The following is a 23395-nucleotide window of genomic DNA, read 5'->3' on the forward strand; positions in this document are numbered from 1 at the left end:
CGACGGACCCCACCAGCGAGGCGGCTGGCACTCGATTCCGACCTAGGCGGAGGTCATTTCGCCGCTGCGTCCAGGAATTGCCGCACTGCCGCGCCGATTCCGGTCGGGCCCAGGCCGTGCGCGGCCTCGTGTTCGTCGGCGGTCCCGTAGGCCCGCAGTTCCAGATCGCGGCGGACCCCCAGCGCCAACACCCGGTGCGGGATGTCGACCAACGCGTCGTTGACCGCGTGCGTCGACGTACCGCGCAGGTAGGGCTCGACCAGCACGACGTCCGCGCTGGCCGACCGCACCGCGGCCCGCAGCCCGGCGGTGTCGAACGGCCGGATGGTGGCCGTGTACAGCACCGTCACGTCGAGCGTCGCGGTTGCGGCCAGGACCGGCCCGAGCACCGGCCCGACGGCCAGCACCACGCCCCCGCTGCCGTGCCGCACCGGGTGCCAGCCCGGACCGGTCACCAGCGGCTCGGCGTTGACCCGCTCGGAAAGCCGCAGGTAGACGAGATCGTCGCCGGGCAGTGCCGAGCCCAGCAGGGCGGCGACCTCAGCCGGGTGGCCGGGGATGTGCACGGTCCAGCCGGGCAGCGTGTCGATCAGCGCGACGTCGCCCGGCGCCATGTGCGTGCGACCGGCGGTCGGGTAGTCGTAGGAGGCCCCGGTGCTGACCACGACCGCGCCGACGCCCTGGTGGTTGAAGTCGAGTTTGAGCTGTTCGAAGGGCCGCTCGACGAGGAACGGGGTGATCGAGTGCACCACCGGCCGCAGTCCGGTCAGCGCCAGCCCACCGGCCACTCCGATCATGGCCTGCTCCCGGATGCCGACGTTGAGCACCCGCCGCGGATGGCGGGCCGCGACGTCCACGAACCGGTCGGCGGAGATCTCGGCCAGCACCAGGGCCAGTCGCGGATCGGTGTCGAGCGCTTCGGCGACGGTGTCGACGAACGCTTCGCGCATCGTCGTGCTGGCGGTAGCGGTCGGGGCGGTCATGGCAGCTCCTTGGATTCGACTTCGGCGACCACCGCGAGCGGGCGGTCCGGGTGGGTGTCGGTGAGGGCGCTGCGCAGCGCCGCGTGATCGCGGCCGTTCACCGTGCGGGTGGCCCAGCCCTCGCGGGCGAAGCGGTCGGCGATCCCGTCCGGCCAGCCGGTGCTGGACGACCGGTTGTCCACCACGACAACGGTCAGCTGTCCCAGTGCCCAGCGGCCGGCGACCTGGATCGCCTCGTGGTTGCTGCCCTCGTCGAGTTCGGCGTCCCCGACCAGGACCACGACACGCGGCCGGTCCCGACCCGCCGCGCGCAGGCCGAGCGCGACGCCGAGCCCGAGCGGCAGCCCGTGGCCGAGCGACCCGCTGCCGATCTCCACGCCGGGCGCCAGCACGCGGTCCGGGTGGAAGCCGAGCCGGGAATCGAACTCGCCGTAGTGCGCCAGTTCGGCCGGGTCCAGGAAGCCCTTGGCCGCCAGCACGGCGTAGAAGGCCATCGGACCGTGGCCCTTGGAGAGCAGGAAGCGATCGCGGTCGGGATCGTCGAGGCGCTGCGGGTCGACCGACAGGACCTGGTCGTAGAGCACCCACAGCACGTCGAGCGTCGAGGTGGCGGCGAAGGAGTGCTTCTCGTCGCCCGTCATTTCGCTCATCAGCGGCCGGAGATCGGGGTAGCCGAGCCCGGTGCGCGGTGTGCTGATCGTCATGCCGACCAGGATGAAACTTCCAGCAAGCTCGAAGTCAAGGACTACCTGGTGCGAATACTTAAACTTTGCTCGAAGTCTTCGGCTAACCTGGCGGACGTGTCGAAGCTACCGAAACTGTTGACCATCGGTGAGGTCGCCCACCGCAGCGGGGTCGCGCAGACCGCGCTGCGCTTCTACGAGCAGCGCGGGCTGATCTCCACCACGCGCACCACCGGCAACCAGCGCCGCTACGACCGCGCGGTGCTGCGCAGGCTGGCGTTCATCCGCTCCGCGCAGCGGGTCGGGCTGAGCCTGGAGCAGATCTCCGAGGCGCTGGCGACGCTGCCGGCGGATCACGCTCCGACCAAGGCGGATTGGGCCCGGCTGTCGCGGCGCTGGCGCGACGAGCTCGACGCGCGCATCGACGGTCTGCAGCGCCTGCGCGACCGCCTCACCGGCTGCATCGGCTGCGGCTGCCTGTCGCTGCGCACCTGCGCGCTGCACAACGCCGACGACCGACTGGCCGAGTTCGGCCCCGGCTCCCCACTGCTACGCCCAACAGCCGACCGCCACTGAACTATCTCGAATACGCCCAAAACGAACCGAACTTCGTCACACCGCAGCGTGATGCGAACGGGGTGAGGGGCACCCGTGACCGACTTACTGGGTCACAGGTGCCCCTCACCTCTCACCCGAACGGAGCCCGGTCCGGCGCTCACGACTCGCCGATCCACCGGTAGGCCATCTCGGGGCGGCCGACGGCGCCGTACTGCGGTCGGCGTTCCACCGTGCCGTTGTTGACCAGGTATTCCAGGTAGCGGCGAGCGGTCACCCGCGACACCCCGGCGGCTTCGCCGACCGCCCCGGCCGGTGCCCCATCGGGATTGGCGCGCAGCGCCGAGACGATCGACGCGAGGGTCTCCTCACCCATGCCCTTCGGCAGCGCCGCGCGATCGACACCGCGCAGCGCGGAGAACGCCCGGTCGATCTCGGCTTGGCTGTCGACCTCCCGGTCGAGCCCGAGGCTGGCCCGAAAACGCGCGTAGTGCTCCAGCTTCTCCCGCATCGCCGCGAAGGTGAACGGCTTGAGCAGGTACTGCACCACGCCGCTGGAAACCGCGGCGCGGACGACCTTGAGATCGCGGGCCGAGGTCACCGCGATCACGTCCGCGTCGCTGCCCGCGGTGCGCAGCGCCCGCGCGACCTGCAAACCGTCCATGTCGGGCAGCCGCAGGTCCAGCAGCACCAGATCGACCGGGGTGCGGTCGACGAACCGCAGCGCCTCCTGCCCGGTCCGCACCCGACCAGCGACGGTGAACCCGTCCAGCCGCGCCACGTACGCCTCGTGCGCCTCACCGACCAGCGGATCGTCTTCGACGACGAGAACCGAGATCACCGCACCACATCCGATCCGGCGGGCAGCCGCACCGTGAACACCGCGCCGCCCTCGCTGTGCACCTCGATGGTGCCGCGGTGGCGGCGCACGCTCTGCCCGACCAGCGCGAGTCCGAGCCCGCGTCCGTCCTCCTTGGTCGACCAACCGCGTTGGAACAGCCGCTGGGCGCTGTCCGGATCAACACCGGGCCCGTTGTCCGCGACCCGGATCAACACATCGTCCACAGTAGAACGAATGGTCACTTCGACGCGCGGGTGCGGGCTTTCCACCGTCGCCTCGACCGCGTTGTCGATCAGGTTGCCGAGAATGGTCACCAGGTCCCGGGAGTCGAGGTGCTCGACGGCGATGTCGTCGATCTCGGTGTCCGGGCTGAGCACCACCTCCACACCGCGCTCCCCCGCCTCGGCGCTCTTGCCCAGCAGCACCGCGGCGAGCACCGGCTCGCTGACCGCTCCGACCACGCGATCGGTCAACTGCTGGGCGAGTTCCAGTTCGGCGGTGGCGAACGCCACGGCCTCCTCAGCGCGGCCGAGCTCCACCAACGACACCACGGTGTGCAGCCGGTTCGCCGACTCGTGGGCCTGCGAACGCAGCGACTCGGCGAAGCCGCGCATCGAGTCCAGTTCGCCGCTGAGCGCCTGCAGTTCGGTGTGGTCGCGCAGCGTGACCACGGCGCCCAGGTCGCGATCGCCGCTGTGGATCTGCGAAATGTTGACCAGCAGCACCCGATCATCGGTCAAGTGCACTTCATCGCGCACCATGCGCCCCGCGCCGAGCGTGTCCACAAGGGACTTCGGCAGGCCGAGTTCGGACACGTGCCTGCCTTCGGTTTCGACGGGATCCATGGAGAGCAGCGCAGCGGCACCATCGTTGCACAACGTCACCTGCCCCGACGGCGCCACCAGCAGCAAACCTTCGCGCACCGCATGCAGAATCGCGTCGTGGTACTCGTACATGCGGCTGAGCTCGGTAGGTCGCAGACCGTGCGTGTGGCGGCGGATCCGCTCGCTGACCAGGTACGTCAGCAGTCCGCCGACCAGCAGCGCCCCCGCCGCGACCAGCGCCAGCGCGGTCACCTGCTCGCGCAGTTCGGCGGTGAGCAGCCGCACCGTGATCCCGACCGAGACCAGCCCCCGCAACTGGTGCGCGTCGTCGTAGACCGGCACCACCGCGCGCACCGACGGGCCGAGCGTGCCGGTGTAGGTCTCGGTGAACACCTGCCCGGCCACGGCCTGATCGATGTGGCCGAGGAAGAGCTGCCCGATGCGGCTCGGATCGGGGTGCGTGTAGCGGATGCCTTCCGGGGACATGATCGTGATGAAGTCGACCCCGGTGTCGTGCCGCACCTCTTCGGCCAACGGCTGCAGGGTGGCGGGCGGGTCCGACGCGGTCACCCCGTCCCGGACGGTGGGCTGCGCGGCGAGGGTGCGGGCCACCGCGACGACCTTGTCCCGCGCCCAGTCCTCGTTGCGCTGCTGCGCGTCGTACCAGGCCAACCCGGCGCCCGCGAGCACGACGACGGCGACCACGACCACCTGCAACACGAACAGCTGGCGGGCCAGACTCCACCGCGGCCGGACGCGGCCGAACCAGTTGCGGTCATCGGCTGAAGGCATGACGGACCCATGACGAAGGCATGAACACAATGAACAGAACCGTGACGATGACGATACCCGGCGCAGAGAGTGTGTCCCGGCCACACCGTGACTTGGGACACGGGTGGTTCGAGTATTTACTCGGTAGCCCACTAGGAGCGCAACAGTGGCAAGCAACGACGCTGCGACGACAAGCCGTCGAGATCGAACGCATTACCTGTACATCGCCGTGATCGTCGCGGTCCTGGCCGGTATCGCCGTCGGCTTCCTCACCCCCGATTTCGGCGAGGCCCTCAAGCCGCTGGGCACCGGGTTCGTCAACCTCATCAAGATGATGATCTCACCGGTCATCTTCTGCACCATCGTGCTGGGCGTGGGCAGCGTCCGCAAAGCCGCCAAGGTCGGCAAGGTCGGTGGCCTGGCGCTGATGTACTTCCTGGGCATGTCCGTGGTGGCGCTGGTCATCGGCCTGCTGGTGGGCAACGTGCTGCACCCGGGCGAGGGCCTGCACCTGACCGAGGCGCTGCGCGGCCAGGGCGCCGAGCAGGCCGGTGCGGAAGCCGAGAGCACCACGGACTTCCTGCTCGGGATCATCCCGCACACCCTGGTGTCGTCGCTGACCGAGGGTCAGGTGCTGCAGACCCTGCTGGTGGCGCTGCTGGCCGGATTCGCGCTGCAGGCCATGGGCGACAAGGGCACACCGATCCTGCGCGGCGTCGAGCACGTGCAGCGGTTGGTGTTCAAGATGCTGGCGATGGTGATGTGGGCGGCTCCGGTCGGCGCGTTCGGCGCCATCGCGGCGGTCGTCGGCGCGACCGGGATCGAGGCGCTCAAGAGCCTGGCCGTGATCATGCTCGGCTTCTACACCACCTGCCTGCTGTTCGTGTTCGTGGTGCTCGGCCCGATCCTGTGGACGTTCGCGCGGGTCAACATCTTCGCGCTGCTGCGCTACCTGAGTCGCGAGTTCCTGCTGATCGTGTCAACGTCCTCGTCGGAGGCGGCGCTGCCGCGGCTGATCGCGAAGATGGAGCACCTCGGGGTGAGCAAGCCGGTGGTGGGCATCACCGTGCCGACCGGCTACTCGTTCAACCTCGACGGCACCATGATCTACCTGACCATGGCGTCGCTGTTCATCGCGAGCGCGCTCGACGACCCGCTGTCGCTCGGCGAGCAGATCGGGCTGCTGCTGTTCATGATGGTCGCCTCGAAGGGCGCGGCCGGGGTCAGCGGCGCCGGGTTGGCCACGCTGGCCGGTGGGTTGCAGTCGCACCGCCCCGAACTGCTGGATGGCGTCGGGCTGATCGTGGGCATCGACCGGTTCATGTCCGAGGCCCGCGCGGTGACCAACTTCGCGGGCAACGCGGTGGCCACCGTCCTGATCGGATCGTGGACCAACGAACTCGACCGCGACCAGATGAAGAAGGTCTTCTCCGGCGAAGAACCCTTCAACGAACGCTCCTTCGTAGACGAAGCCCACCCCGACACCGACAAAACCCCAGCCACAACCGCGAGCTGACGTACTGGAGTGAAGGGCACCTTCGACCGGCTTACTCGGTCAAAGGTGCCCTTCACCCGTGTTGGAATCACCTGGTGGTGTCGCGTCAGCCGGTGACGCCGGGTTCGCCGTTCTCGGCGCGGCCGGTGATGCGGCGGCGGAACGAGGTGTCCTGCGGTGTGGTGATCTCCACGTCGTACCAGCCGTGGTCCGTCGGCCACTCCAGCGGTTGGGCGCCACCGGCGGCCACCCTGACCTGCTCCTCGTGGTTGGCGTAGCCCAGCGACCGCAGGCGCAGCGTGATGTCCTGCGCACCGCCGTTGCGCAGCTCCAGCGCCAGGCCGCGCGCGGTGTGCCGGGTCTGCACGTCGACACCCGAGGCCCGGCCGCCGCGCGATCCGCTCAGCTCGAACCAGAACCGGTTCGGCCCCTGCACCGCGAGCCGGTACTCCTCGCGCACCGGCACGTTCACCACCTGCTCGCCACGAACGTCCACATGAGACGGTTCCGGCAACTCCCCGGCGTACGGGTAGATGGTGAAGTGCGCGGCGCTGGAACCGACGTTGCCCAGCCGCAACGCCACCACCGCGCCGCCGACCGCGCCGGAAACCTGCGGCTGGTACGGCAGGGCGCGCGCCGGTCGCCGCCCCGACTCCTGCAACGGGAGGTTCTGCTCCGCGGGCGGCTCGGGGTGCCAGCGCTCGATCGGCTCGGGCACCGGGCCCGGCTCAGTGGGCTTCGGCGGTTTGGCGCTGCGCCGGAAGTCGAACACCGAGGTCAGATCGCCGCACACGGCGCGCCGCCAGGAGCTGATGTTCGGCTCCGCGACACCGGTCCAGCGTTCCAGCAGGCGCAGCACCGAGGTGTGGTCGAACAGCTCCGAGTTGACGAAACCGCCGATCGTCCACGGCGACACGACGGTCATCGGAACCCGCGGGCCGAGCCCGATCGGCTGCCCGTCGAAGTAGTCGTCACCACCGCCGGACTGCGGCTTCGGCGGCACCGGCGGCACCGGCGGCGGCACGTGGTCGAAGTAGCCGTCGTTCTCGTCGAAGTTGAGCAGCAGCACGGTCTTCGACCAGACCTTCGGATCCGCGATCGCATCCAGCACGTCGTAGATCAGATTGGCGCTGCCGACCGGCGTCGAACTGCCCGGATGTTCGGAGTCCACGGCGGAGGGAACCAGCCAGACCACCTCGGGCAGCCGGTCGGCCTTGATGTCGTCCCGGAGCCGCTGGACCAGCGTGTCCGGTTCGCTGCGGTACATCGCGCGGTCGAACAGGCTCCGCTCGGCGTCGGTCAAACCCGCCCGGCCCGCCGCCAGCTGCTTGAGCAGTCGCTGCTGCTCCTCGGCGGACTTGTCGAACAGCGCGGTGTAGAACTCCTCGGTGGTGCGGAAGTTCCCGTCCACCCCGGCGAGCATCTGGTGCCCGATCGCCTTGAACGGCTTGAAGTACTCGACCGCGTTGTCGGTGAAGTTGTCCCACTCCTGGTAGATCTGCCAGGACCGCCCGGCTTTCTCCAGCCGTTGCGGGTAGGTCGTCCAGTCGTAGCCGCTGTGGTCGTAGTCGTAGGCGGCGTTGGTGACTGCGCGCTCGGTGGTGCCGGGCTCGTAGCCGGTCGTGCCGGTCCACAGGTAGTTGCGGTTCGGGTTCGTGGAGCCGAAAACCGAGCAGTGGTAGGCGTCGCAGATGGTGAAGGTGTCCGCCAGCTCGTACTGCAGCGGGATGTCGTGCCGCTCGTAGTGCGTCATGGTGGCGGCGGTCTTGGCGGCGACCCAGTCGTTGTTCCAGCCGCGCGCCCAAGCCTTCCCGCTGCCCTCCCAGCTGTGGTCGAGGGCACCGAGGTACTGGATGTCCGACACCGGCCGTCCCTCGCGCTCGGCGCCCTGCCGCAGCGAGAACGGCAGCACCTCACCGCCGGGGGCGGGCTGCTGGAACGCGGACCGGCCGTCGGGCTGCCGCAGCGGCTGCCGGTCGCCGAAGCCGCGCACGCCGCGAAGCGTGCCGAAGTAGTGGTCGAAGGAACGGTTCTCCTGCATCAGCACGATGACGTGCTCAATCGCATCGAGTCCGCCAGCGGGCGCGGGCCGCGCCATGGCGCGGTGCAGCGAGGGCGGCAGCAGCGAAGCAGCGGCGGCACCACCAACCACCCCGGCAGCACCGGCGAGCACCCGACGTCGAGAAACCTCAGTCACAACAAGAAATCGTTACCGATGAAAACCAAGCCGGGGAGACCCCGTAGTGACGCATCGATGAACCACCCGTGTCAGCCAAACGGCGCAACGGCAGGCATCTTCACCAACACGCTAAGTGATCACAAGGCGCGACGCGTCAATTTCGCGAGAGAAATTGACACCGCCCTAGGGGTGGACTAGATGAGGCCGAAGCGGGCGCGTTCCTCGGCGGTCAGGTGGCGAACGCCGGGCTCGTCCGCGTCGCGCAACACGCGCTCGACGTCGGTATCGCATTCCCAGGTGCGGATCTGGCCGTCCGCGCCGGTGGGATCAGACCAGCCCGAAACTGGCGAGTTGTCCGTAGTCGGGCCGTCGGATATTCCGGACATCGGCCTCGCGCAGCAATGTCTCGACGTCCGCGTCTAGGTCCCACGTCAGGATCCGGCCGTCCGTTCCCGCGCTCACCAGCTTTCCGTCGAGCCAGTCGAGCACCGTGATGTAACCGTCGTGCGCTGACAGGGTCACGAAGACATGCCCAGTCTCCAGATCCCACAACCGAATTCGGCCCTCGTCGTCGGCGCTGATCAGCGGCCGTCCCGGCGCCCAGGTCAGGCGGTAGGTGGGTACCGCGTCGGCGACGGTGAGCACTTGCGCCTCGACGGTGTCCCAGATGAACAACCCATCGTGCGCACCGCTAACCAGGCGTCGGTCGTCCAGCCACCGCAGGCAACGCACCGTCGCGCCGTGCCGGTTCAACTCACGCACCCGCATAGTCGTCGAGTCCCACAGCCGCACGACGGCATCCCGGCCCCCGAACGCCAGCACACCGCCGTCGTTCCAGGCCACGGCGCGGACATCGCCGACCTGGCCGGTCAGCTGCTTGGTCTCGCCGGACTTCCAGGCCTTGATCGTTCCCTCATGCGGCCCGTAGGTCAGCACGCCGCCGGGCGACCAGGTCACCGCGCTCACCTCGCCGCTATCCGGAATGCGGTGCGAAGTTCCGCTCGTCGCGTCCCACACGCGGAGGTCTTCGTCGAGGTCGTTGACCGCGACCAACCCCGTCGCCGACACGGCGACACTGGTCACCCACCCACCGTGGCCCCGGGCCGCACGATCGGCTCCGCCGGAGTCCGCTTCCAGTACTACCCGCGCAGAATCGGGATCATCCACAGTGGACTCACGAAGCCGCCCGTCGGCCCCCAACGTCAACAGCGACGAACCGTGTACGGCGCCAGCTATCACGGATACCCCGGGCCTGCGTTCCGAGCACGGGCCGAGATCGGTCCTCAGCAGGTCCGACTTGTACATGCCCTGGCAGACCAGGAGCTTCCCCTCCGGTGCCGGATGCATGGATCTGACGTGGCTCTCGACGCGTGCCAAGGTCCGGAGCCGTCCGCTCTCCCGATCCCAGAGCTCAACGGTGTCGCGCCCTTGTCTTGGCAAAGCGACCGCCAATTTCCCATCACGCGTCCACGTAACGAGGCGCGCGGCCCGGTTGCGGAGAACCTCGGTCTTCTTGCCCGCCGGATCCCATACTTGGACAGCGTCGAGTCCGCTGCTGGCAAGCCAGCCATCCCGGGACCACGCAACGGATGTCGCAGGGCCCGAATGCACGTGCACGGCATGCGATTCACCGGCGATCGTATCGAATGTCCGGACCTCGCCCCGGGCATCGCAACCGGCCAGCAGGCCACCGGACCACGCGAGCGAGCGCACCTCGGCGAGAAATCCTGTCAGCACGGTGGAGCCGGTCTCCCACGGAAGCCGTACCCGGACCTCCCCGGCCCCGGTCCCATACGCCAGCCGGCCCAGCGCCCCGCTGGGTTCCGTCAGGAAGTCCGCGATGAACTCGGCGCGCATCGTCGCCACCACGTGGAGGCGCCGATGATCGGCCAGGACAGCGTGCAGGAGTGCCATGAACTCCTGGCGGGTCTGGGCGTCGACCTGCGTCACGAGCTCTTCGGTTTGGTCGAGCAGCAGCACCGTGGGCCGGTTCGCGCTCAGCGCTGGGCGAAACAGGGCGTTCAGCGCTTCGGGGTGCGTCGAGCGCGGATCATCGGTTCTCCGCAGCCGCCCCAGGGCCCGCCGACCTTCCGCCCGCAGCTGCCGGACCAGTGCATCACCCTCGGACTTCGGGACCTCGCCGTGCAATGCATGTACCAACGAGCCGAACGGATCCCGGTTGGGCGCGATCGGCGCGCTAAGCCACCAGTGCCGACGCCGCAGCAGGCTGGCCAATCCGGCGTTGACCAGCGACGACTTGCCCGATCCAGAAGCCCCGGCCACCAGCAGGAACCGGTCTTCGGGCGCGCCGCCTGGCGTGTCCAGCTTCTCGTACAGATCCCGGATCGCCCGGTCGCGGCCGAAGAAGACGGTCTCGTGCTCCGGCCCGAAGGACTGCAAGCCCGGATACGGATTGCCCTGCTTGCTCGCGTCCCAGTCGTGCTCGGTGCGCAGTTTCCGCTGCCGCCACACGTAATACGCGGCGGGGACCACCACGCCAGCGCCGAGCAGGTACTCGGAGTGGTCGCGGATCAAGGTGAACGGCGGCCCCCAACCATCCGCGCTGTTGGTCGCCAGGTTCGTCAGGAACCCCAACCCGGCTCCGTAGAGCAGCACCGCGAAATCCCGCAGCGGACGTTCCTGACGGGCCACCGGCGAATCCCCCTCGAAACAGCAGTGCGGCGAACACGCCACCCTCCGCACTGTCATACCAAAGGGGGAAGAGTGAAGGGCACCTTTGACCGACTTTGCCGGTCAAAGGTGCCCTTCACCTCGAAAAAATCACCTCACAGGGCGCCCTTCGTGGAAGGTACGACGCCTGTGAAGCGGGGGTCGGGTTCGACCGCTGCTCGGAGGGCTCGGGCGATCGCCTTGTACTGGGCTTCCGCGATGTGGTGGGGGTCGCGGCCGTGGATGACGCGGACGTGCAGGTTGAGCTGGGCGTGGCAGGCCAGCGACTCGAACACGTGGCGGTTGAGGACGAACGGGTAGTTGCCGCCGATGGTGAAGCTATTGTACTGCTCCGGTTCGCCGGTCAGCACGCAGTACGAGCGGCCCGAGACGTCCACCGCCGCGTGCGCGAGGGTTTCGTCCATCGGGATCCACGCGTCGCCGAAGCGGCGGATGCCCTTCTTGTCGCCGAGCGCCTGCCGCAGCGCCTGGCCGAGCACGATCGCGGTGTCCTCGACGGTGTGGTGCGCGTCGATGTGGATGTCCCCGGTCGACTTCACCTTGAGGTCGAACGCCGCGTGGGTGCCCAGCGCGGTGAGCATGTGGTCGTAGAACGGCACCGTGGTGTCGATGTCCACCTGGCCGGTGCCGTCGAGGTCGAGTTCGACCAGCACCGAGGATTCCTTGGTGGCGCGCTCGACCCGGCCGACGCGGGTCCCCGGTTGGAATGTCACTGCTCAATCTCCTCGCTCACGACCTTGTTCGCCGCCAAGAAGGCGTTGTTCTCCTCCGGCGTACCGATGGTGACCCGCAGGTAGCCGGGGATGCCGACGTCGCGGATCAGCACGTCGGCGTCCAGGTAGCGCTGCCAGGCCCGGCGCGCGTCCGCGAACCGTCCGAAGAGGACGAAGTTGGCATCGCTTTGCACCGGCGCGAAACCCTGCTCCCGCAACGCTTCCACCACCCGATCGCGCTCCCCGATGAGCGCCCGCACCGAACCGAGGGTGGCATCGGCGTGCCGCAGCGCGGCGCGCGCGGCGGCCTGGGTGACCGCCGACAGGTGGTACGGCAGCCGGACCAGCAGCAGGGCTTCGATCACCGCCGGGGCGGCGGCCAGGTAACCGAGCCGACCACCGGCGAACGCGAACGCCTTGCTCATCGTGCGGCTGACGATCGCCTTCGCCGGGTACTGCTCGATCAGCTCGATCGCGCTGGGCCGCGCGGAGAACTCCGCGTACGCCTCGTCCACCACGACCACGCCGGGCGCGACGTCCAGCACGGCCCGCAGATCGTCCTGCGACACCGACTGCCCGGTGGGGTTGTTCGGGCTGGTCACGAACACCACGCTGGGCTGCTTCTCGGCGACGATCCGGGCCGCCTGCGCGCCGTCCAGGCTGAAGTCGGCGCGGCGCGGTGCGGGCAGCCAGTCGGTGCGGGTGCCCGCCGACAGGATCGGGTGCATCGAGTACGACGGTTCGAAGCCGAGCGCGGTGCGTCCCGGCCCGCCGAAGGCCTGCAGGATCTGTTGCAGCACCTCGTTGGAGCCGTTGGCGGCCCACACGTTCTCCATCGCCAGCGACACGCCGGTCGCCGTGGTCAGGTAGGCGGCCAGGTCGGCGCGCAGCGCCTTGGCGTCGCGGTCCGGGTAGCGGTGCAGCGCCGCAGCGGCCTGCTGCACCGCGGCGGTCACGTCTTCGACGAGTTCTTGCGGTGGTGGATAGGGGTTCTCGTTGGTGTTCAGCCGAACCGAGACGTCCAGCTGCGGCGCGCCGTATGGGCTGCGGCCGCGCAGATCGTCCCGCAGCGGCAGGTCTGCCAGCGTGGTGTCGGCGCCGAGCACGTCACTCATGAGTTCTACCTCCGGTTTTCGGGCGCGTCAGCGGGAGAAGCGGGCGGTGATCGCCTGACCGTGCGCGGGCAGGTCCTCGGCGTTGGCCAGGGCGACCACGTTGTCGGCGACGTCGCGCAGCGCCTGCTCGCTGTAGGAGATCACGTGGATGCCGCGCAGGAAGCTCTGCACGCTCAGGCCGGAGGAGTGCCGCGCGCAGCCGCCGGTCGGCAGCACGTGGTTGGAACCGGCGCAGTAGTCGCCCAGCGACACCGGCGCGTACGGGCCGACGAAGATCGCGCCCGCGTTGCGCACCCGCGCGGCCACCGCATCGGCGTCCTCGGTCTGGATCTCCAGGTGCTCGGCGGCGTAGGCGTCCACCACCCGAAGCCCGTCGTCCACATCGGACACCAAGATGCAGCCGGACTGCCGACCGCGCAGCGCGGTGCTGATCCGCTCGGTGTGCTTGGTCTGCGCCACCTGGCGCTGCAGTTCCGCGTCCACCGCGTCGGCCAGCGCAGGCGAGGTGGTCACCAGCACGCTCGCGGCGAGCGTGTCGTGCTCGGCCTGGCTGATCAGGTCGGCGGCCACGTGCACCGGGTCCGCCGTCTCGTCCGCCAGCACCGCGATCTCGGTGGGCCCGGCCTCCGAGTCGATGCCGATCAGGCTGCGCAGGTGCCGCTTGGCGGCGGTCACGTAGACGTTGCCCGGCCCGGTCACCAGGTCGACCGGCAGCAGCTCCGCGCCGTCGGTGTCGTGGCCGCCGTAGGCCAGCAACGCCACCGCCTGCGCGCCGCCGACCGCCCAGACCTCCTCGACGCCCAACAGTTGCGCGGCGGCCAGGATCGTCGGGTGCGGCAGACCGCCGAACTCGACCTGTGGCGGACTGCACACCACCAGCGACTCCACCCCGGCGGCCTGCGCCGGGACCACGTTCATCACCACGCTGGACGGGTAGACCGCCAGCCCACCCGGCGCGTAGAGGCCGACCCGGGCCACCGGCACCCAGCGCTCGGTGACCGTGCCACCGGCCACCACCTGCGTGGTGGTGTCGGTGCGCCGCTGGTCGTCGTGCACCTTGCGGGCGCGGGCGATCGACTCCTCCAGGGCGGCGCGCACCGCCGGGTCGAGCTCGTCGAGGGCGCGGCGCAGCTCCGCGGCCGCCACCCTCACCCGTTCCGGTCGAACCGCGTCGAACTTCTCGGTGAACTCCAGGACCGCATCCACCCCGCGGTCGCGGACCGCCTCGATCACCGGCCGAACCAGATGCAGCACGTGCTCGACGTCCATTTCGGCGCGCGGCAGCGTCGCGCGCAGCTTCGACGTGGACGGAACACGACCGCGCAGGTCGGTACGGGTGAGCATGAGCGTCCTTTCAGTCCCCGGGGCTACACGACCAGGGTAATCGTCGCCGGTCCGGGCCGTCCGCGAACCTGCTTCCCGGCCGCCAGCCCCGCCCGCCCGAAATGGGAAAATGTCAACAGCAGACCATTGTTCGCCAGTGGCTTGCCAACATCGGGTCGCTCCTCCAACCTTCCAACATCACAACCAGTGATCGATCGGAGACCCGATGTTCAGCTCCCGGCGCAGGGCTGTGGCGGTGGCGGCCGCCGCATGCCTGGTCCTGCTGGCACCGATCCAGGCCAGCGTGTCCGCAGAGCCGACCGCCACCGCCGCCCAGGACTCGGCCATCTACACCGTCCCCAACACCGACAGCCAGACTCGAACCGAGATCAACCGCACCGGTGCCCAGGTCCTCTCGGTGTCCGCGGGCGTGGCGACCGTGGAGGCCACCGCGGCCCAGGCCGAACAGCTGCGGGCCGCCGGGTTCGCGCTGCGGGAGGAGACCAAGGTCGCCGAGGCGCTGCAGCAGCTCAGCGGCACGGAGCGGGTGCCAGGTGACTTCCCGCCCGACGACCAGGGCTTCCACAACTACGACGAGATGGTCGCCGAGCTCGACGCGACGGTCAGCGAACACCCCGACATCGCGGCGAAGTCCAGCATCGGCACGTCCTTCGAGGGCCGTGACATCCCGGTGCTGAAGATCAGCGACAACGTCGCGCAGGACGAGGACGAACCCGAGGTCCTCTTCAACTGCAACCAGCACGCCCGCGAGCACCTGACCACCGAGATGTGCCTGCACATCGCTCAGCGGTTCACCGACAACTACACCGACCCGGCCATCAAGGACGTGGTCGACAACCGGGAGATCTGGGTGATCCCGGTGGTCAACCCGGACGGCTCGATCTACGACGTGGAGTCCGGCCAGTACCAGGGTTGGCGCAAGAACCGGCAGGACACCGGCACCGACCTCAACCGCAACTGGGGTTATCTGTGGGGCTGCTGCGGCGGCTCCAGCGACAACCCGGACGCCGAAACCTACCGGGGCACCGCCGAGTGGTCGGCTCCGGAAACCGCGGCGATGCGCGACTTCATCGACTCGCGGGTGGTCGGCGGCACGCAGCAGATCAAGGCCGCGATCGACTTCCACACCTACTCCGAGCTGGTGCTGTGGCCGTTCGGGCACACCTTCGACGACGTCACCGACGGTATGACGCAGGAGGAGTACGACAGGTTCGCCCGGATCGGCGGCGAGATGGCCGGCTCCAACGGCTACACGCCGCAGCAGTCCAGCGACCTCTACATCACCGACGGCGACAGCCTGGACTGGATGTGGGGCCAGCACCGAATCCTGGCCTTCACCTTCGAGATGTACCCGGCCGAGGGTGGCGGCATCGACGGCTTCTACCCGCCCGACGAGGTCATCCAGCAGGAGACCGCCCGCAACGACGGCGCGGTGGACATCCTGCTCCGCGAGGCAGGCGCCTGATCCGGAGATGAGGGGAAACCGGGCCCGGGGTGCGACCAGCGCCCCGGGCCCGTTCTCGCGGTGGCGCCAGGCCGCACACCCACGACGGGATAATGGCCGCATGGCCGCAGACCCCGACGCCACCACCGTCGCCGAGCACGCGTTCATCCGGCGCGGCTCGTGGATCTTCTGCCCGTTGCTGGGGGCGCTGGTCGTGTTCCTGCTGCGGCTGGTGTCGACCTGGGTCGCCGCGCTGCCGTGGGCACCGTTCCAGGGCGTGTTCGAGCTGGCCGCATCGGCGCCGGATCCGTGGGGCACGGTCGGGGCGATCGCCATCGGCGCGATCATCGGCGTCGGGTTCGCCGGGCTGATGGCGCAGGAGCGGCTCGCCGTCACGGTTTCCGCGCAGCAGGTGGCGCTGGCCGTCGGGCGGTCGCAGCAGCACGTCGAGCGCGCCGGGATCGGTTCGGTCTTCGTGGACGGCAAGCACCTGGTGCTGCTGGACGACTCCGGTGCCGAGCTGGTTCGGCAGAAGTCCGATTTGGACAAGCGGTCGCTGCGCCGGGCCTTCACCGAGCACCGCTACCCGTGGCGCGACAAGGATCCGTTCGCGGGCCACTACAGCTTGTGGGTCGAAGACACGCCGGAACTGTCGCTGCGGATCAACACCCTGCTGGCCGCCCGCGACCGCGCGCTGCGCAAGCGCGACGGGAAGGAAGCGGCGCTGCTGCGCACCGAACTCGCCAACCGCGGAATCCTGGTCCGCGACGAGCGGAAGCGCCAGTACTGGCGAGCAACCTCCTAGCGCCTGTCCTCGCGGGCGCTCAGCCGCTGGGCGCAGCGAGATCGGCGCGGAACCGCTCTCGCCCGGCTCGGCTCCAACAGCCCGCGACCACCGGAAATGAAAGAATCGGAAGATGGACAGCGTCGCGTGGAACGTCGCTTTGGTGCTGCTGTTCGTGCTGTTCGGCGGCTACTTCGCGGCTGCGGAGATCGCGCTGGTCTCGCTGCGCGAGAGCCAGGTCCGCAAGCTCGCCGAGCGCGACCGGCGCGGTGCTCGGGTGGCCAAGCTCCGGGAGGACTCCAACCGGTTCCTGTCCGCGGTGCAGATCGGCGTCACCTTCGCCGGGTTCTTCGCCTCCAGCTACGGCGGCGCGACGATCGCGGTGCGCATCGAGCCGGTGCTGACGGGCTGGGGCCTGCCGATCGGGTTGGCCGCGTCGCTGGCGCTGGTGGTGGTGACGCTGTTCGTGTCGTACCTGTCGCTGGTGCTCGGCGAGCTCGCCCCGAAGCGGCTGGCGCTGCAGCGGACGGAGGCCGTCGCGCTGGTCACCGCCGGGGTGCTGGACCGGTTGGCGGCGCTGTCGCGGCCGTTGATCTGGCTGCTGTCGAAGTCCACCAACTCGGTGGTCCGGTTGATCGGCATCGACCCGCGCGCCGCCTCGGACAAGGTCAGCGAGGAAGAGCTGCGGGACATGGTGCGCACCAACGAGCAGCTGACCGTCGAGGAGCGGCGGCTGCTCAGCGACGCCTTCCGGGCCACCGACCGGGTACTCGGCGAGGTCATGGTGCCGCGCACCGAGGTGGACTTCCTGGACCACACCATGTCGTTGGCCGATGCGATCGACGAGGTGGCGGGCAAGCCGCATTCGCGGTACCCGGTCATCCGGGACACCGCTGATGACGTCGTCGGGTTCATCCACGTCCGCGACCTGCTCACCACCACGCACGACAACGGCGCTGCGGCGCGCACCGTCGGCGACCTGACGCGGCCGGTGACCGCGCTACCGGCGAGCAAGCCGGTGCTGGCCGCGTTGACGCAGATGCGGCGGCGCGGCGGCGGGCACCTGGCGGTGGTGGTGGACGAGTACGGCGGGACCGCGGGCATCGTCACCGTCGAGGACCTGGTGGAGGAGGTCGTCGGCGAGATCTGGGACGAGTACGACCCCAGTGCCATCCCGGTCCGGCCCAGGGCGGACGGCAGCTTCGAGACCGACGGTCTGCTGCACCGCAGCGATTTCGAGCAGCAGACCGGGATAAAACTGCCGGAAGGCCCCTACGACACCGTGGCAGGCTTCGTCGTCAGCCGCCTGGGCCGGGTACCGGCCGAAGGCGACTACGTGGAAGCCCTCGGGCACCGCTTCACGGTCCGCGCCATGGACGGCCACCGCGTGGCCCGCCTACAAGTCACCAGACTCAACGAACCCGAAACCTGAGAAGGCGCGCAACCTCCAAGGCTCCCACCATCGCGAGTTCTCGATCGGATGAAGAGTGAAGGGCACCTTTGACCGGCTTACTCGGTCGAAGGTGCCCTTCACTCCGAACTCATCGCCCGCGGCGGTGCGGGGTTAGGACATCAGCAGGATCAGGGATCCCACTGCGATGCCGATGACGACCACGATCGCGGCTGTGATCATGACCGCGCGCATCTTCGGCCGGTCGTCGCGGACTTCCGTCTGGGACCGTTCCCGCCACTGCATGAAGGTGGTGCCTTCGCCCTCGCTCAACGTCGACTCCTCGGATCCGTCGTCATTCGAGCGGTCCCCCGCGACCGCGTTCGGCCCCACCATGTCACATCGACTGGCCCAAGCGAACCACATGCACCGCCCAACACCGCAGCAAATCCTCGTCGTGGCTGATCGCCAGCACCCCGGTGTCGTGCTCGTGGACGTGCCGGTTCACGACCTGCACCAGCGCGGCCGTCGTGGACGCGTCCAGCATCGCGGTCATCTCATCGCAGATCAGGTACCGGGGCCGCAGCGCCAACGCGCGCGCCAGGCAGGCCCGTTGCAGCTGGCCGTCGCTGACCTCGTGCGGCCGCCGGGACAGCAGTTCCGCGGTCAGCCCCACCTCATCGGCCAGCGCGTCGACGTCATCGGCGCGGCCGGTGGCGCGCAGCGGTTCGGCGACGATCTCGCGCAGCGTGAAGCGCGGATCGACGGCGGGCCGCGGCTGCTGGAAGACGATGCCGATCGCGGTGCGCTGCGCGCGCGGGGTCGTGTGCCGGAAGCCGGTGACCGGGTCGCCGTCGAGGACGACCCGACCGGCCCACGGCTGGTGCAGCAGCCCGAGAACTCTGGCCAATGTGGACTTGCCGCACCCGCTCGGCCCGGCCAGGCCGACCACCGCACCGCTGGGCACGTCCAGGTCGACCCCGTCGAGCACCGGTTCGCCGCGCCGATAGCCAGCGACCAGGCCGGTCGCGCTCAGCACGGCGGATGTGCGGCGACCCACCGGTCACCGTGCTCGCGCAGCTCCGGATCACCGGTGCAGGGGGCGAATCCGGGCACCTCCGGACAGCGTTGGCAGAACACGCAACCCCACTCCTGTTCGATGCGGTCCAGTTCGGTCAACATCGGCGGGTGGCCGGGGATCGGCCGGAACCCGCCGTCGGGCAGCGCCGCGAGCAGCCCCGCGGTGTAGGGATGCCAGGGGTCGGTGAGCACTTCCTCGGCGGGCCCGGCCTCGACGATGCGGCTGGCGTACATCACCGCCACGTCGGTGGCCACCCGCCGCGCCGCGGCCAGGTCGTGGGTGATGAGCAGCACCGCGCGGTCGTCGGTGGCGGCCTCGGCGAGCAGGTCGACGGTGCGGTGCACCAGCGGCCGGTCCAGCCCGGTGGTCGGCTCGTCGGCGAGGATGACCTGCGGGTCGGCGACCAGCGCCAGCGCCAGCGCGACCCGCTGCGCCATGCCGCCGGAGAGTTCGTGCGGGTACCGGTCGAGGTCAGCGGGGTTCAGCCCGACCCGTTCGGCGAGTTGGTCGGCTCCGGTCGCGGCGCCGAGCGCGCGGATCGTCTCGACGAGTTGGCTGCGCGCGGTGCGCACCGGGGTCAGGTGGGTGCTGGCCGACTGCGGCACCAGGCCGATCAACCGGCCGCGAACCTGCCTGGCCAGCACGGCTTCCGGCGCGGACAGCAACTCGATGCCGCCGCGCAGCACGGCTTTGCCGCGCACCTGGGCGTTGCCGGGCAGCAAGCCCAGCAGTGCCGCGGCCAGCACCGACTTGCCGCACCCGGATTCCCCGACCAGGGCGAGCACCCGACCGGGCCGCAGCCGCAGCGTCGCGTCGGTCACCGCCCGAACCGTGGCCCGCTGCCCAAGCAGGAAGCGCACCGAAAGCCGGTCGAGTTCGAGCAGTTCGGTCACAGCGCCAACTCCGATCGCCGCCGCGGCACCACCAGATCGCGCCAGGTCGCGGCCAACCCGGACACCGCCAGCGTCGTGACGACCAGCAGCAGCGACGGGAACAGCACGATCCACCACGCGCCGAGCAGCACCGCGTCCCGCCCGTCGCCGAGGATGTTGCCGATGCTGGCCAGGTGCGGCGGCAAGCCGAGACCGAGGAAGCTCAGCGCCGTCTCGTGCCAGACCGCGTGCGGCACCAGCAGCACGGCCGACAGCGCGGCCTGCGGCACGATCGCGGGCAGCAGGTGCCGCCGCAGGATCCGCCACCGCGACGATCCGCCCGCGATCGCCGCTTCGACGAAGGGCCGCTGCCGCAAGGAGAGCACCTCGGAACGCACGATGCGCGCCACGGTCGTCCAGTGCGTCAGGGCGATGGAGAGGATCACCGCCACCAGGCTCCCCCGGTACAGCGCGACGATCACGATGCCCAGCAGCAGGTGCGGCACCGAGTTGACGGTGTCCACCAGGCGCATCAGCAGCCGGTCGGCCCACCCGCCGACCGCGCCCGCCACCGCACCGACCAGCGAACCGAGCACAGTGGACACCGCAGCGCTGAATCCGGCCACCAGCAAGGAGATCCGCAATCCGGACATCGACTGCACGAACAGGTCCCGGCCGCCGGAGTCGGTGCCGAAGGGGTGCGCCGGAGCCGGTGCGAGCCGGATCGAGTCGTAGCGCACGGACTCGCTGCCGAACATCGCGGGCACCACGATCGCGGCCAGCACGAGAACCGCGAGGGCGCCCGACGCACCCCACAGCCGGGCCCGAGGCATCCCGACGCGGCTTCGGCCCGCCGCCCGCCAGGGCGCGGTTCTGGTCGATGCGGACTCAGCCATCGGCGACCACTCTCGGGTCGAGCACGATCGCGGCGATGTCGGCGAGCAGCGATCCGGCCAGCACCGCCGCCGTGGCGACCAACGTCACGATCGCCAGCAGCGGGTAGTCCACCGCGGTCGCGGCGGTGACCACGGCGGCGGCCAAGCCCGGCCAGGAGAAGACCTCCTCGACCAGCACCGCACCGGTGACCAGCTCCGGGATCCGCGCGCCGATCAGCGTGACGAACGGCAGCAGCGCGGTCGGCAAGGCATGCCGCAGCACCACGGCGCCTTCCGCGAGCCCCCGGGCGCGCGCCCCGGTCACGTGGTCCTCGGACAACGCGGTCAGCATGGACTGCCGGACGTGCAGCACCAGCCACGGAGACTGGGAAACGCCCAGCACCACCGCGGGAAGTGCCAGGTGCTCGGCGACCTGCCCGACCGACACCGCGGCGCCCGCATCGGTCAGCCCCGCCACCGGAAGCCAGCCCAAGCCCAGCGAGAACACCGCGATCGCCAGCAGCGCCAGCACGAACGGCGGCACGCCTTCCAGCGCGTGCCCGATTGCGGTGACGAACCGGTCTAGCCAGCCGCCCTGCCGCCAGGCCGCGATGGTGCCCAGCACCAGCGAGAGCAGCACTGCCAGCGCGAGTCCGGTCGCGGCCAGCAGGACCGTCCACGGTAGACGTTCGGCGACGACCTGCGCGACGGGCTGGCGGAACGACCGCGACACCCCGAGGTCGCCGCCGAGCACCCCGGCGACCCAGCGCCAGAACTGCACCAGCACGGGGTCGTCGAGCCCCAACCGGGCCCGCACCTCGGCGACATCGGCGGCGGACGCGCCGAAGAGCTGCACGCCGTAGTACTGGTGGACCGGGTCGAACGGCGAGGCCGCGGCCAGCAGGAACACGCCGAAGGCCACGATCACCAGCACCGGTGCGGCGAACCCGATCCGCCGCAGCACCAAGCGGCCGATCGCGCGGCTCATGCCTGCGGTTTCCAGGACTCGATGTTCCACCACGGACCCCAGGTGGTCCCGTGGGTGTGCGGCTCGACGGGCGGCTGGTAGCCGGACCACTTGCCGTCGCGCATCACGTAGCTGTGGTCGATGAACGCCAGGTACACCAGGCCCGGATCGGCGACGTAGGCGCGTTGCGCCTGCCGGTAGAACTCGGCGCGCCGGGCCGGGTCCAACTCCTGCCGGGCGCGGTCCAGCGCGGCGTCCACCTCGGCGTTGCGGTACTGGCCGGGGTTGTTGTAGGTGCCGGTGCCGATCACCGACGAATGCAGGCTGGTGTAGGCCTGCGGGTCGGGGTCCATCGGGTTCCCGCCGCCGAGCACGATCCCGTCGGTGGCCAGCCGCGCCGGAACGGCCGAGCGATCCACCCCGGCCAGCTCGACCTGGATGCCGATCGCCTTGGCGTCGGAGGCGAACGCGCTGGCCAGGTCCTTGCGCAGGCTGTCGTCGGCGAAGTACAGCACGGTGAACTGGGCGCGAGTCCCGCCGCGCGCCCGGATGCCGTCCGCGCCGGGCAGCCATCCGGCGTCGTCGAGCAGCTGCCCGGCGCGCCGCGGGTCGAAGTCGAAGCGGGCGGTGGGTTCGTAGTTGGCGCCCATCGATTCCGGGATCGGGGTGTGGGCGGGTTTGCCGTGCCCGCCCAGCAGCGCCAGGATCATGCCGTCGCGGTTGACCGCGAGGTTCAGCGCCTGCCGCACGGCGCGGTCACCGGCCACCGGGTGGGTGCCCGGCAGCGCGATGGTGCGGTAGTCGGCGGTGCTGTGGTGCACCGTGCGGTAGCCGTCGCGACCGACGCTCTCGGCCAGCACCGGTGGCAGCACCGTGCCGTCGAATTCGCCGGCGGCCAGGCGTTGGGCGCGGGTGTTGTCGTCCTTGGCGAAGACGACGGTCACCTTGCCGATCGCCGGGGCGCCGCCCCAGTAGTCGCGGTTGGCTTCCCAGGTCATCTGGTCACCCTGCCGCCATTCGACGAGCCGGTAGGGGCCGGTGCCGACCGGTTTGGTGTTGAGCCCGGAGTTCTCCAGCGGCTCGGGCTCGGCCAGCTGCTCGCTCGGCACGATGCCGAGCACCAGTTTCGACGGCCAGGCGGCGTACGGGATCTTCAGGTCGAAGCGCACGGTGTGCGGGTCGAGTGCGCGGACGTCGGCGAGCATGTCGAACTCGGAGCTGACCGTGGCTGCGTAGGCGGGGTCGATCGCCGCCCGGTAGGTCGCGACGACGTCCTCGGCGTCCAACGGCGTGCCGTCGTGGAAGCGGACGCCGTCGCGGAGCTGGACCGTCCAGGTCTTGGCGTCCATTGTGGACTGCGGTGCCCCGGTGGCCAACGCGGGGCGCAGCGCGGCCCGACCGTCGAAGGCCAGCAGCCCGTCGTAGAACTTCGCCGCACCTTCCGCTCCGTAGCCCAGCAGCGGGTTGAGGCTCTCCGGCTCGAAACCATCGGCGAGCAGCATCGACCCCGGATCCCCGGACCCCGGCGCGGAAGGCGCGGCGCAACCGGCCCCCGACAAACCCAGCACGACCGCAGCAGCGACGAATGAGGCACGACGATTCAGCACTCCTGAACCTTAAGTGCTATTGCAAGACATTCTCAATAACTCGGTGTGTGATCTTGGCTCGCGCGGCGGTGCGGGTAGCGGAACCGCAGAGGCCTTCTCGACTCCGGGATCCCCCGCTTGCCTGACGGGACCCATGTTGGGCTCCGATTGGGTCGTGCGTGAGAACAACCGCGGGGGGCGG

20 protein-coding genes are annotated in these 23395 nt (G+C 69.9%); 5 read left to right on the plus strand and 15 right to left on the minus strand.

The window, feature by feature from the left end:
* Positions 1–53: 53 nt before the first annotated feature.
* Together ACTWQN_RS30615 and ACTWQN_RS30620 are read right to left on the minus strand one after the other, a co-directional pair.
* A complete protein-coding gene (locus ACTWQN_RS30615; RefSeq protein ID WP_443207086.1) occupies positions 54–983 on the minus strand; it encodes a transketolase family protein in 930 nt (309 codons plus the stop codon).
* Positions 980–1687, minus strand: a complete 708-nt coding sequence (locus ACTWQN_RS30620) for a thiamine pyrophosphate-binding protein (RefSeq protein ID WP_443207087.1) — start codon at positions 1685–1687, stop codon at positions 980–982. Before ACTWQN_RS30620 ends, ACTWQN_RS30615 begins: the two co-directional genes overlap by 4 nt.
* Before the next feature lie 96 nt (positions 1688–1783).
* Here ACTWQN_RS30620 and soxR point away from each other — a divergent pair, with 96 nt between their 5' ends.
* Positions 1784–2242 (plus strand): redox-sensitive transcriptional activator SoxR, encoded by a 459-nt coding sequence (gene soxR / locus ACTWQN_RS30625; RefSeq protein ID WP_443207088.1) that lies wholly within the window; start codon positions 1784–1786, stop codon positions 2240–2242.
* Positions 2243–2381: 139 nt separating this feature from the next.
* Here the strand turns inward: soxR and ACTWQN_RS30630 are convergent, their stop codons facing one another.
* Positions 2382–3062: a response regulator gene (locus ACTWQN_RS30630; RefSeq protein WP_443207089.1), complete on the minus strand. Its 681-nt coding sequence runs from the start codon at positions 3060–3062 to the stop codon at positions 2382–2384.
* The gene (locus tag ACTWQN_RS30635) at positions 3059–4678 is read right to left on the minus strand and encodes a sensor histidine kinase (RefSeq protein ID WP_443207090.1); all 1620 of its coding nucleotides are present in this window, start codon (positions 4676–4678) and stop codon (positions 3059–3061) included. Before ACTWQN_RS30635 ends, ACTWQN_RS30630 begins: the two co-directional genes overlap by 4 nt.
* A gap of 145 nt (positions 4679–4823) precedes the next feature.
* Between ACTWQN_RS30635 and ACTWQN_RS30640 the strand changes: the two genes are divergently transcribed.
* Complete coding sequence (locus tag ACTWQN_RS30640; protein WP_443207091.1) at positions 4824–6173, plus strand: cation:dicarboxylate symporter family transporter; 1350 nt, start codon at positions 4824–4826, stop codon at positions 6171–6173.
* 85 nt (positions 6174–6258) lie between these two features.
* Here ACTWQN_RS30640 and ACTWQN_RS30645 read toward each other — a convergent pair whose 3' ends face one another.
* From ACTWQN_RS30645 to hisD, 5 genes are all read right to left on the minus strand, one after another.
* A complete protein-coding gene (locus ACTWQN_RS30645) occupies positions 6259–8349 on the minus strand; it encodes a phosphocholine-specific phospholipase C (protein WP_443207092.1) in 2091 nt (696 codons plus the stop codon).
* Between the two features lie 309 nt (positions 8350–8658).
* A complete protein-coding gene (locus ACTWQN_RS30650; RefSeq protein WP_443207093.1) occupies positions 8659–10983 on the minus strand; it encodes an NACHT and WD repeat domain-containing protein in 2325 nt (774 codons plus the stop codon).
* A 134-nt stretch (positions 10984–11117) separates the two neighbouring features.
* Positions 11118–11735, minus strand: coding sequence for an imidazoleglycerol-phosphate dehydratase HisB (gene hisB, locus ACTWQN_RS30655; protein ID WP_443207094.1), 618 nt, complete (start codon positions 11733–11735; stop codon positions 11118–11120).
* Positions 11732–12850: a histidinol-phosphate transaminase gene (locus ACTWQN_RS30660; protein WP_443207095.1), complete on the minus strand. Its 1119-nt coding sequence runs from the start codon at positions 12848–12850 to the stop codon at positions 11732–11734. The genes hisB and ACTWQN_RS30660 overlap by 4 nt, the downstream gene beginning before the upstream one ends.
* Before the next feature lie 27 nt (positions 12851–12877).
* Complete coding sequence (gene hisD, locus ACTWQN_RS30665) at positions 12878–14194, minus strand: histidinol dehydrogenase (RefSeq protein ID WP_443207096.1); 1317 nt, start codon at positions 14192–14194, stop codon at positions 12878–12880.
* 205 nt (positions 14195–14399) lie between these two features.
* Here hisD and ACTWQN_RS30670 point away from each other — a divergent pair, with 205 nt between their 5' ends.
* From ACTWQN_RS30670 to ACTWQN_RS30680, 3 genes are all read left to right on the plus strand, one after another.
* Complete coding sequence (locus ACTWQN_RS30670; protein WP_443207097.1) at positions 14400–15659, plus strand: M14 family metallopeptidase; 1260 nt, start codon at positions 14400–14402, stop codon at positions 15657–15659.
* A 100-nt stretch (positions 15660–15759) separates the two neighbouring features.
* Positions 15760–16443: a YqeB family protein gene (locus tag ACTWQN_RS30675; protein ID WP_443207098.1), complete on the plus strand. Its 684-nt coding sequence runs from the start codon at positions 15760–15762 to the stop codon at positions 16441–16443.
* A gap of 112 nt (positions 16444–16555) precedes the next feature.
* Positions 16556–17854 (plus strand): hemolysin family protein, encoded by a 1299-nt coding sequence (locus ACTWQN_RS30680; RefSeq protein WP_443207099.1) that lies wholly within the window; start codon positions 16556–16558, stop codon positions 17852–17854.
* A gap of 132 nt (positions 17855–17986) precedes the next feature.
* Here ACTWQN_RS30680 and ACTWQN_RS30685 read toward each other — a convergent pair whose 3' ends face one another.
* The 6 genes from ACTWQN_RS30685 to ACTWQN_RS30710 all read right to left on the minus strand — a co-directional run bounded on the left by ACTWQN_RS30685 (position 17987) and on the right by ACTWQN_RS30710 (position 23214).
* The gene (locus ACTWQN_RS30685) at positions 17987–18145 is read right to left on the minus strand and encodes a hypothetical protein (protein ID WP_443207100.1); all 159 of its coding nucleotides are present in this window, start codon (positions 18143–18145) and stop codon (positions 17987–17989) included.
* Positions 18146–18209: 64 nt separating this feature from the next.
* On the minus strand, positions 18210–18872 hold the full coding sequence (locus tag ACTWQN_RS30690; protein WP_443207101.1) for an ABC transporter ATP-binding protein: 663 nt from the start codon (positions 18870–18872) through the stop codon (positions 18210–18212).
* The gene (locus ACTWQN_RS30695; RefSeq protein WP_443207102.1) at positions 18845–19786 is read right to left on the minus strand and encodes an ABC transporter ATP-binding protein; all 942 of its coding nucleotides are present in this window, start codon (positions 19784–19786) and stop codon (positions 18845–18847) included. Before ACTWQN_RS30695 ends, ACTWQN_RS30690 begins: the two co-directional genes overlap by 28 nt.
* Positions 19783–20661 (minus strand): ABC transporter permease, encoded by an 879-nt coding sequence (locus ACTWQN_RS30700; protein ID WP_443207103.1) that lies wholly within the window; start codon positions 20659–20661, stop codon positions 19783–19785. Before ACTWQN_RS30700 ends, ACTWQN_RS30695 begins: the two co-directional genes overlap by 4 nt.
* Entirely contained in the window at positions 20654–21628 is a 975-nt protein-coding gene (locus tag ACTWQN_RS30705) for an ABC transporter permease (protein ID WP_443207104.1), read from the minus strand. The genes ACTWQN_RS30700 and ACTWQN_RS30705 overlap by 8 nt, the downstream gene beginning before the upstream one ends.
* Positions 21625–23214 carry an ABC transporter substrate-binding protein gene (locus ACTWQN_RS30710; RefSeq protein ID WP_443207105.1) on the minus strand — a complete coding sequence of 530 codons (1590 nt, stop codon included), beginning with the start codon at positions 23212–23214 and terminating at the stop codon, positions 21625–21627. The genes ACTWQN_RS30705 and ACTWQN_RS30710 overlap by 4 nt, the downstream gene beginning before the upstream one ends.
* Positions 23215–23395 lie beyond the last annotated feature (181 nt).

This window comes from Saccharopolyspora antiqui (genome assembly GCF_052246905.1).
GTDB lineage: Bacteria > Actinomycetota > Actinomycetes > Mycobacteriales > Pseudonocardiaceae > Saccharopolyspora.

Bases quoted from the DNA above. Each gene is read 5' to 3' on its own strand.
- ACTWQN_RS30615 (WP_443207086.1), bottom strand. From the start codon at position 983: ATGACCGCCCCGACCGCTACCGCCAGCACGACGATGCGCGAAGCGTTC.
- ACTWQN_RS30620 (WP_443207087.1), bottom strand. From the start codon at position 1,687: ATGACGATCAGCACACCGCGCACCGGGCTCGGCTACCCCGATCTCCGG.
- ACTWQN_RS30635 (WP_443207090.1), bottom strand. From the start codon at position 4,678: ATGCCTTCAGCCGATGACCGCAACTGGTTCGGCCGCGTCCGGCCGCGG.
- ACTWQN_RS30660 (WP_443207095.1), bottom strand. From the start codon at position 12,850: ATGAGTGACGTGCTCGGCGCCGACACCACGCTGGCAGACCTGCCGCTG.
- hisD (WP_443207096.1), bottom strand. From the start codon at position 14,194: ATGCTCACCCGTACCGACCTGCGCGGTCGTGTTCCGTCCACGTCGAAG.
- ACTWQN_RS30670 (WP_443207097.1), top strand. From the start codon at position 14,400: ATGTTCAGCTCCCGGCGCAGGGCTGTGGCGGTGGCGGCCGCCGCATGC.
- ACTWQN_RS30675 (WP_443207098.1), top strand. From the start codon at position 15,760: ATGGCCGCAGACCCCGACGCCACCACCGTCGCCGAGCACGCGTTCATC.
- ACTWQN_RS30680 (WP_443207099.1), top strand. From the start codon at position 16,556: ATGGACAGCGTCGCGTGGAACGTCGCTTTGGTGCTGCTGTTCGTGCTG.
- ACTWQN_RS30700 (WP_443207103.1), bottom strand. From the start codon at position 20,661: ATGGCTGAGTCCGCATCGACCAGAACCGCGCCCTGGCGGGCGGCGGGC.
- ACTWQN_RS30705 (WP_443207104.1), bottom strand. From the start codon at position 21,628: ATGAGCCGCGCGATCGGCCGCTTGGTGCTGCGGCGGATCGGGTTCGCC.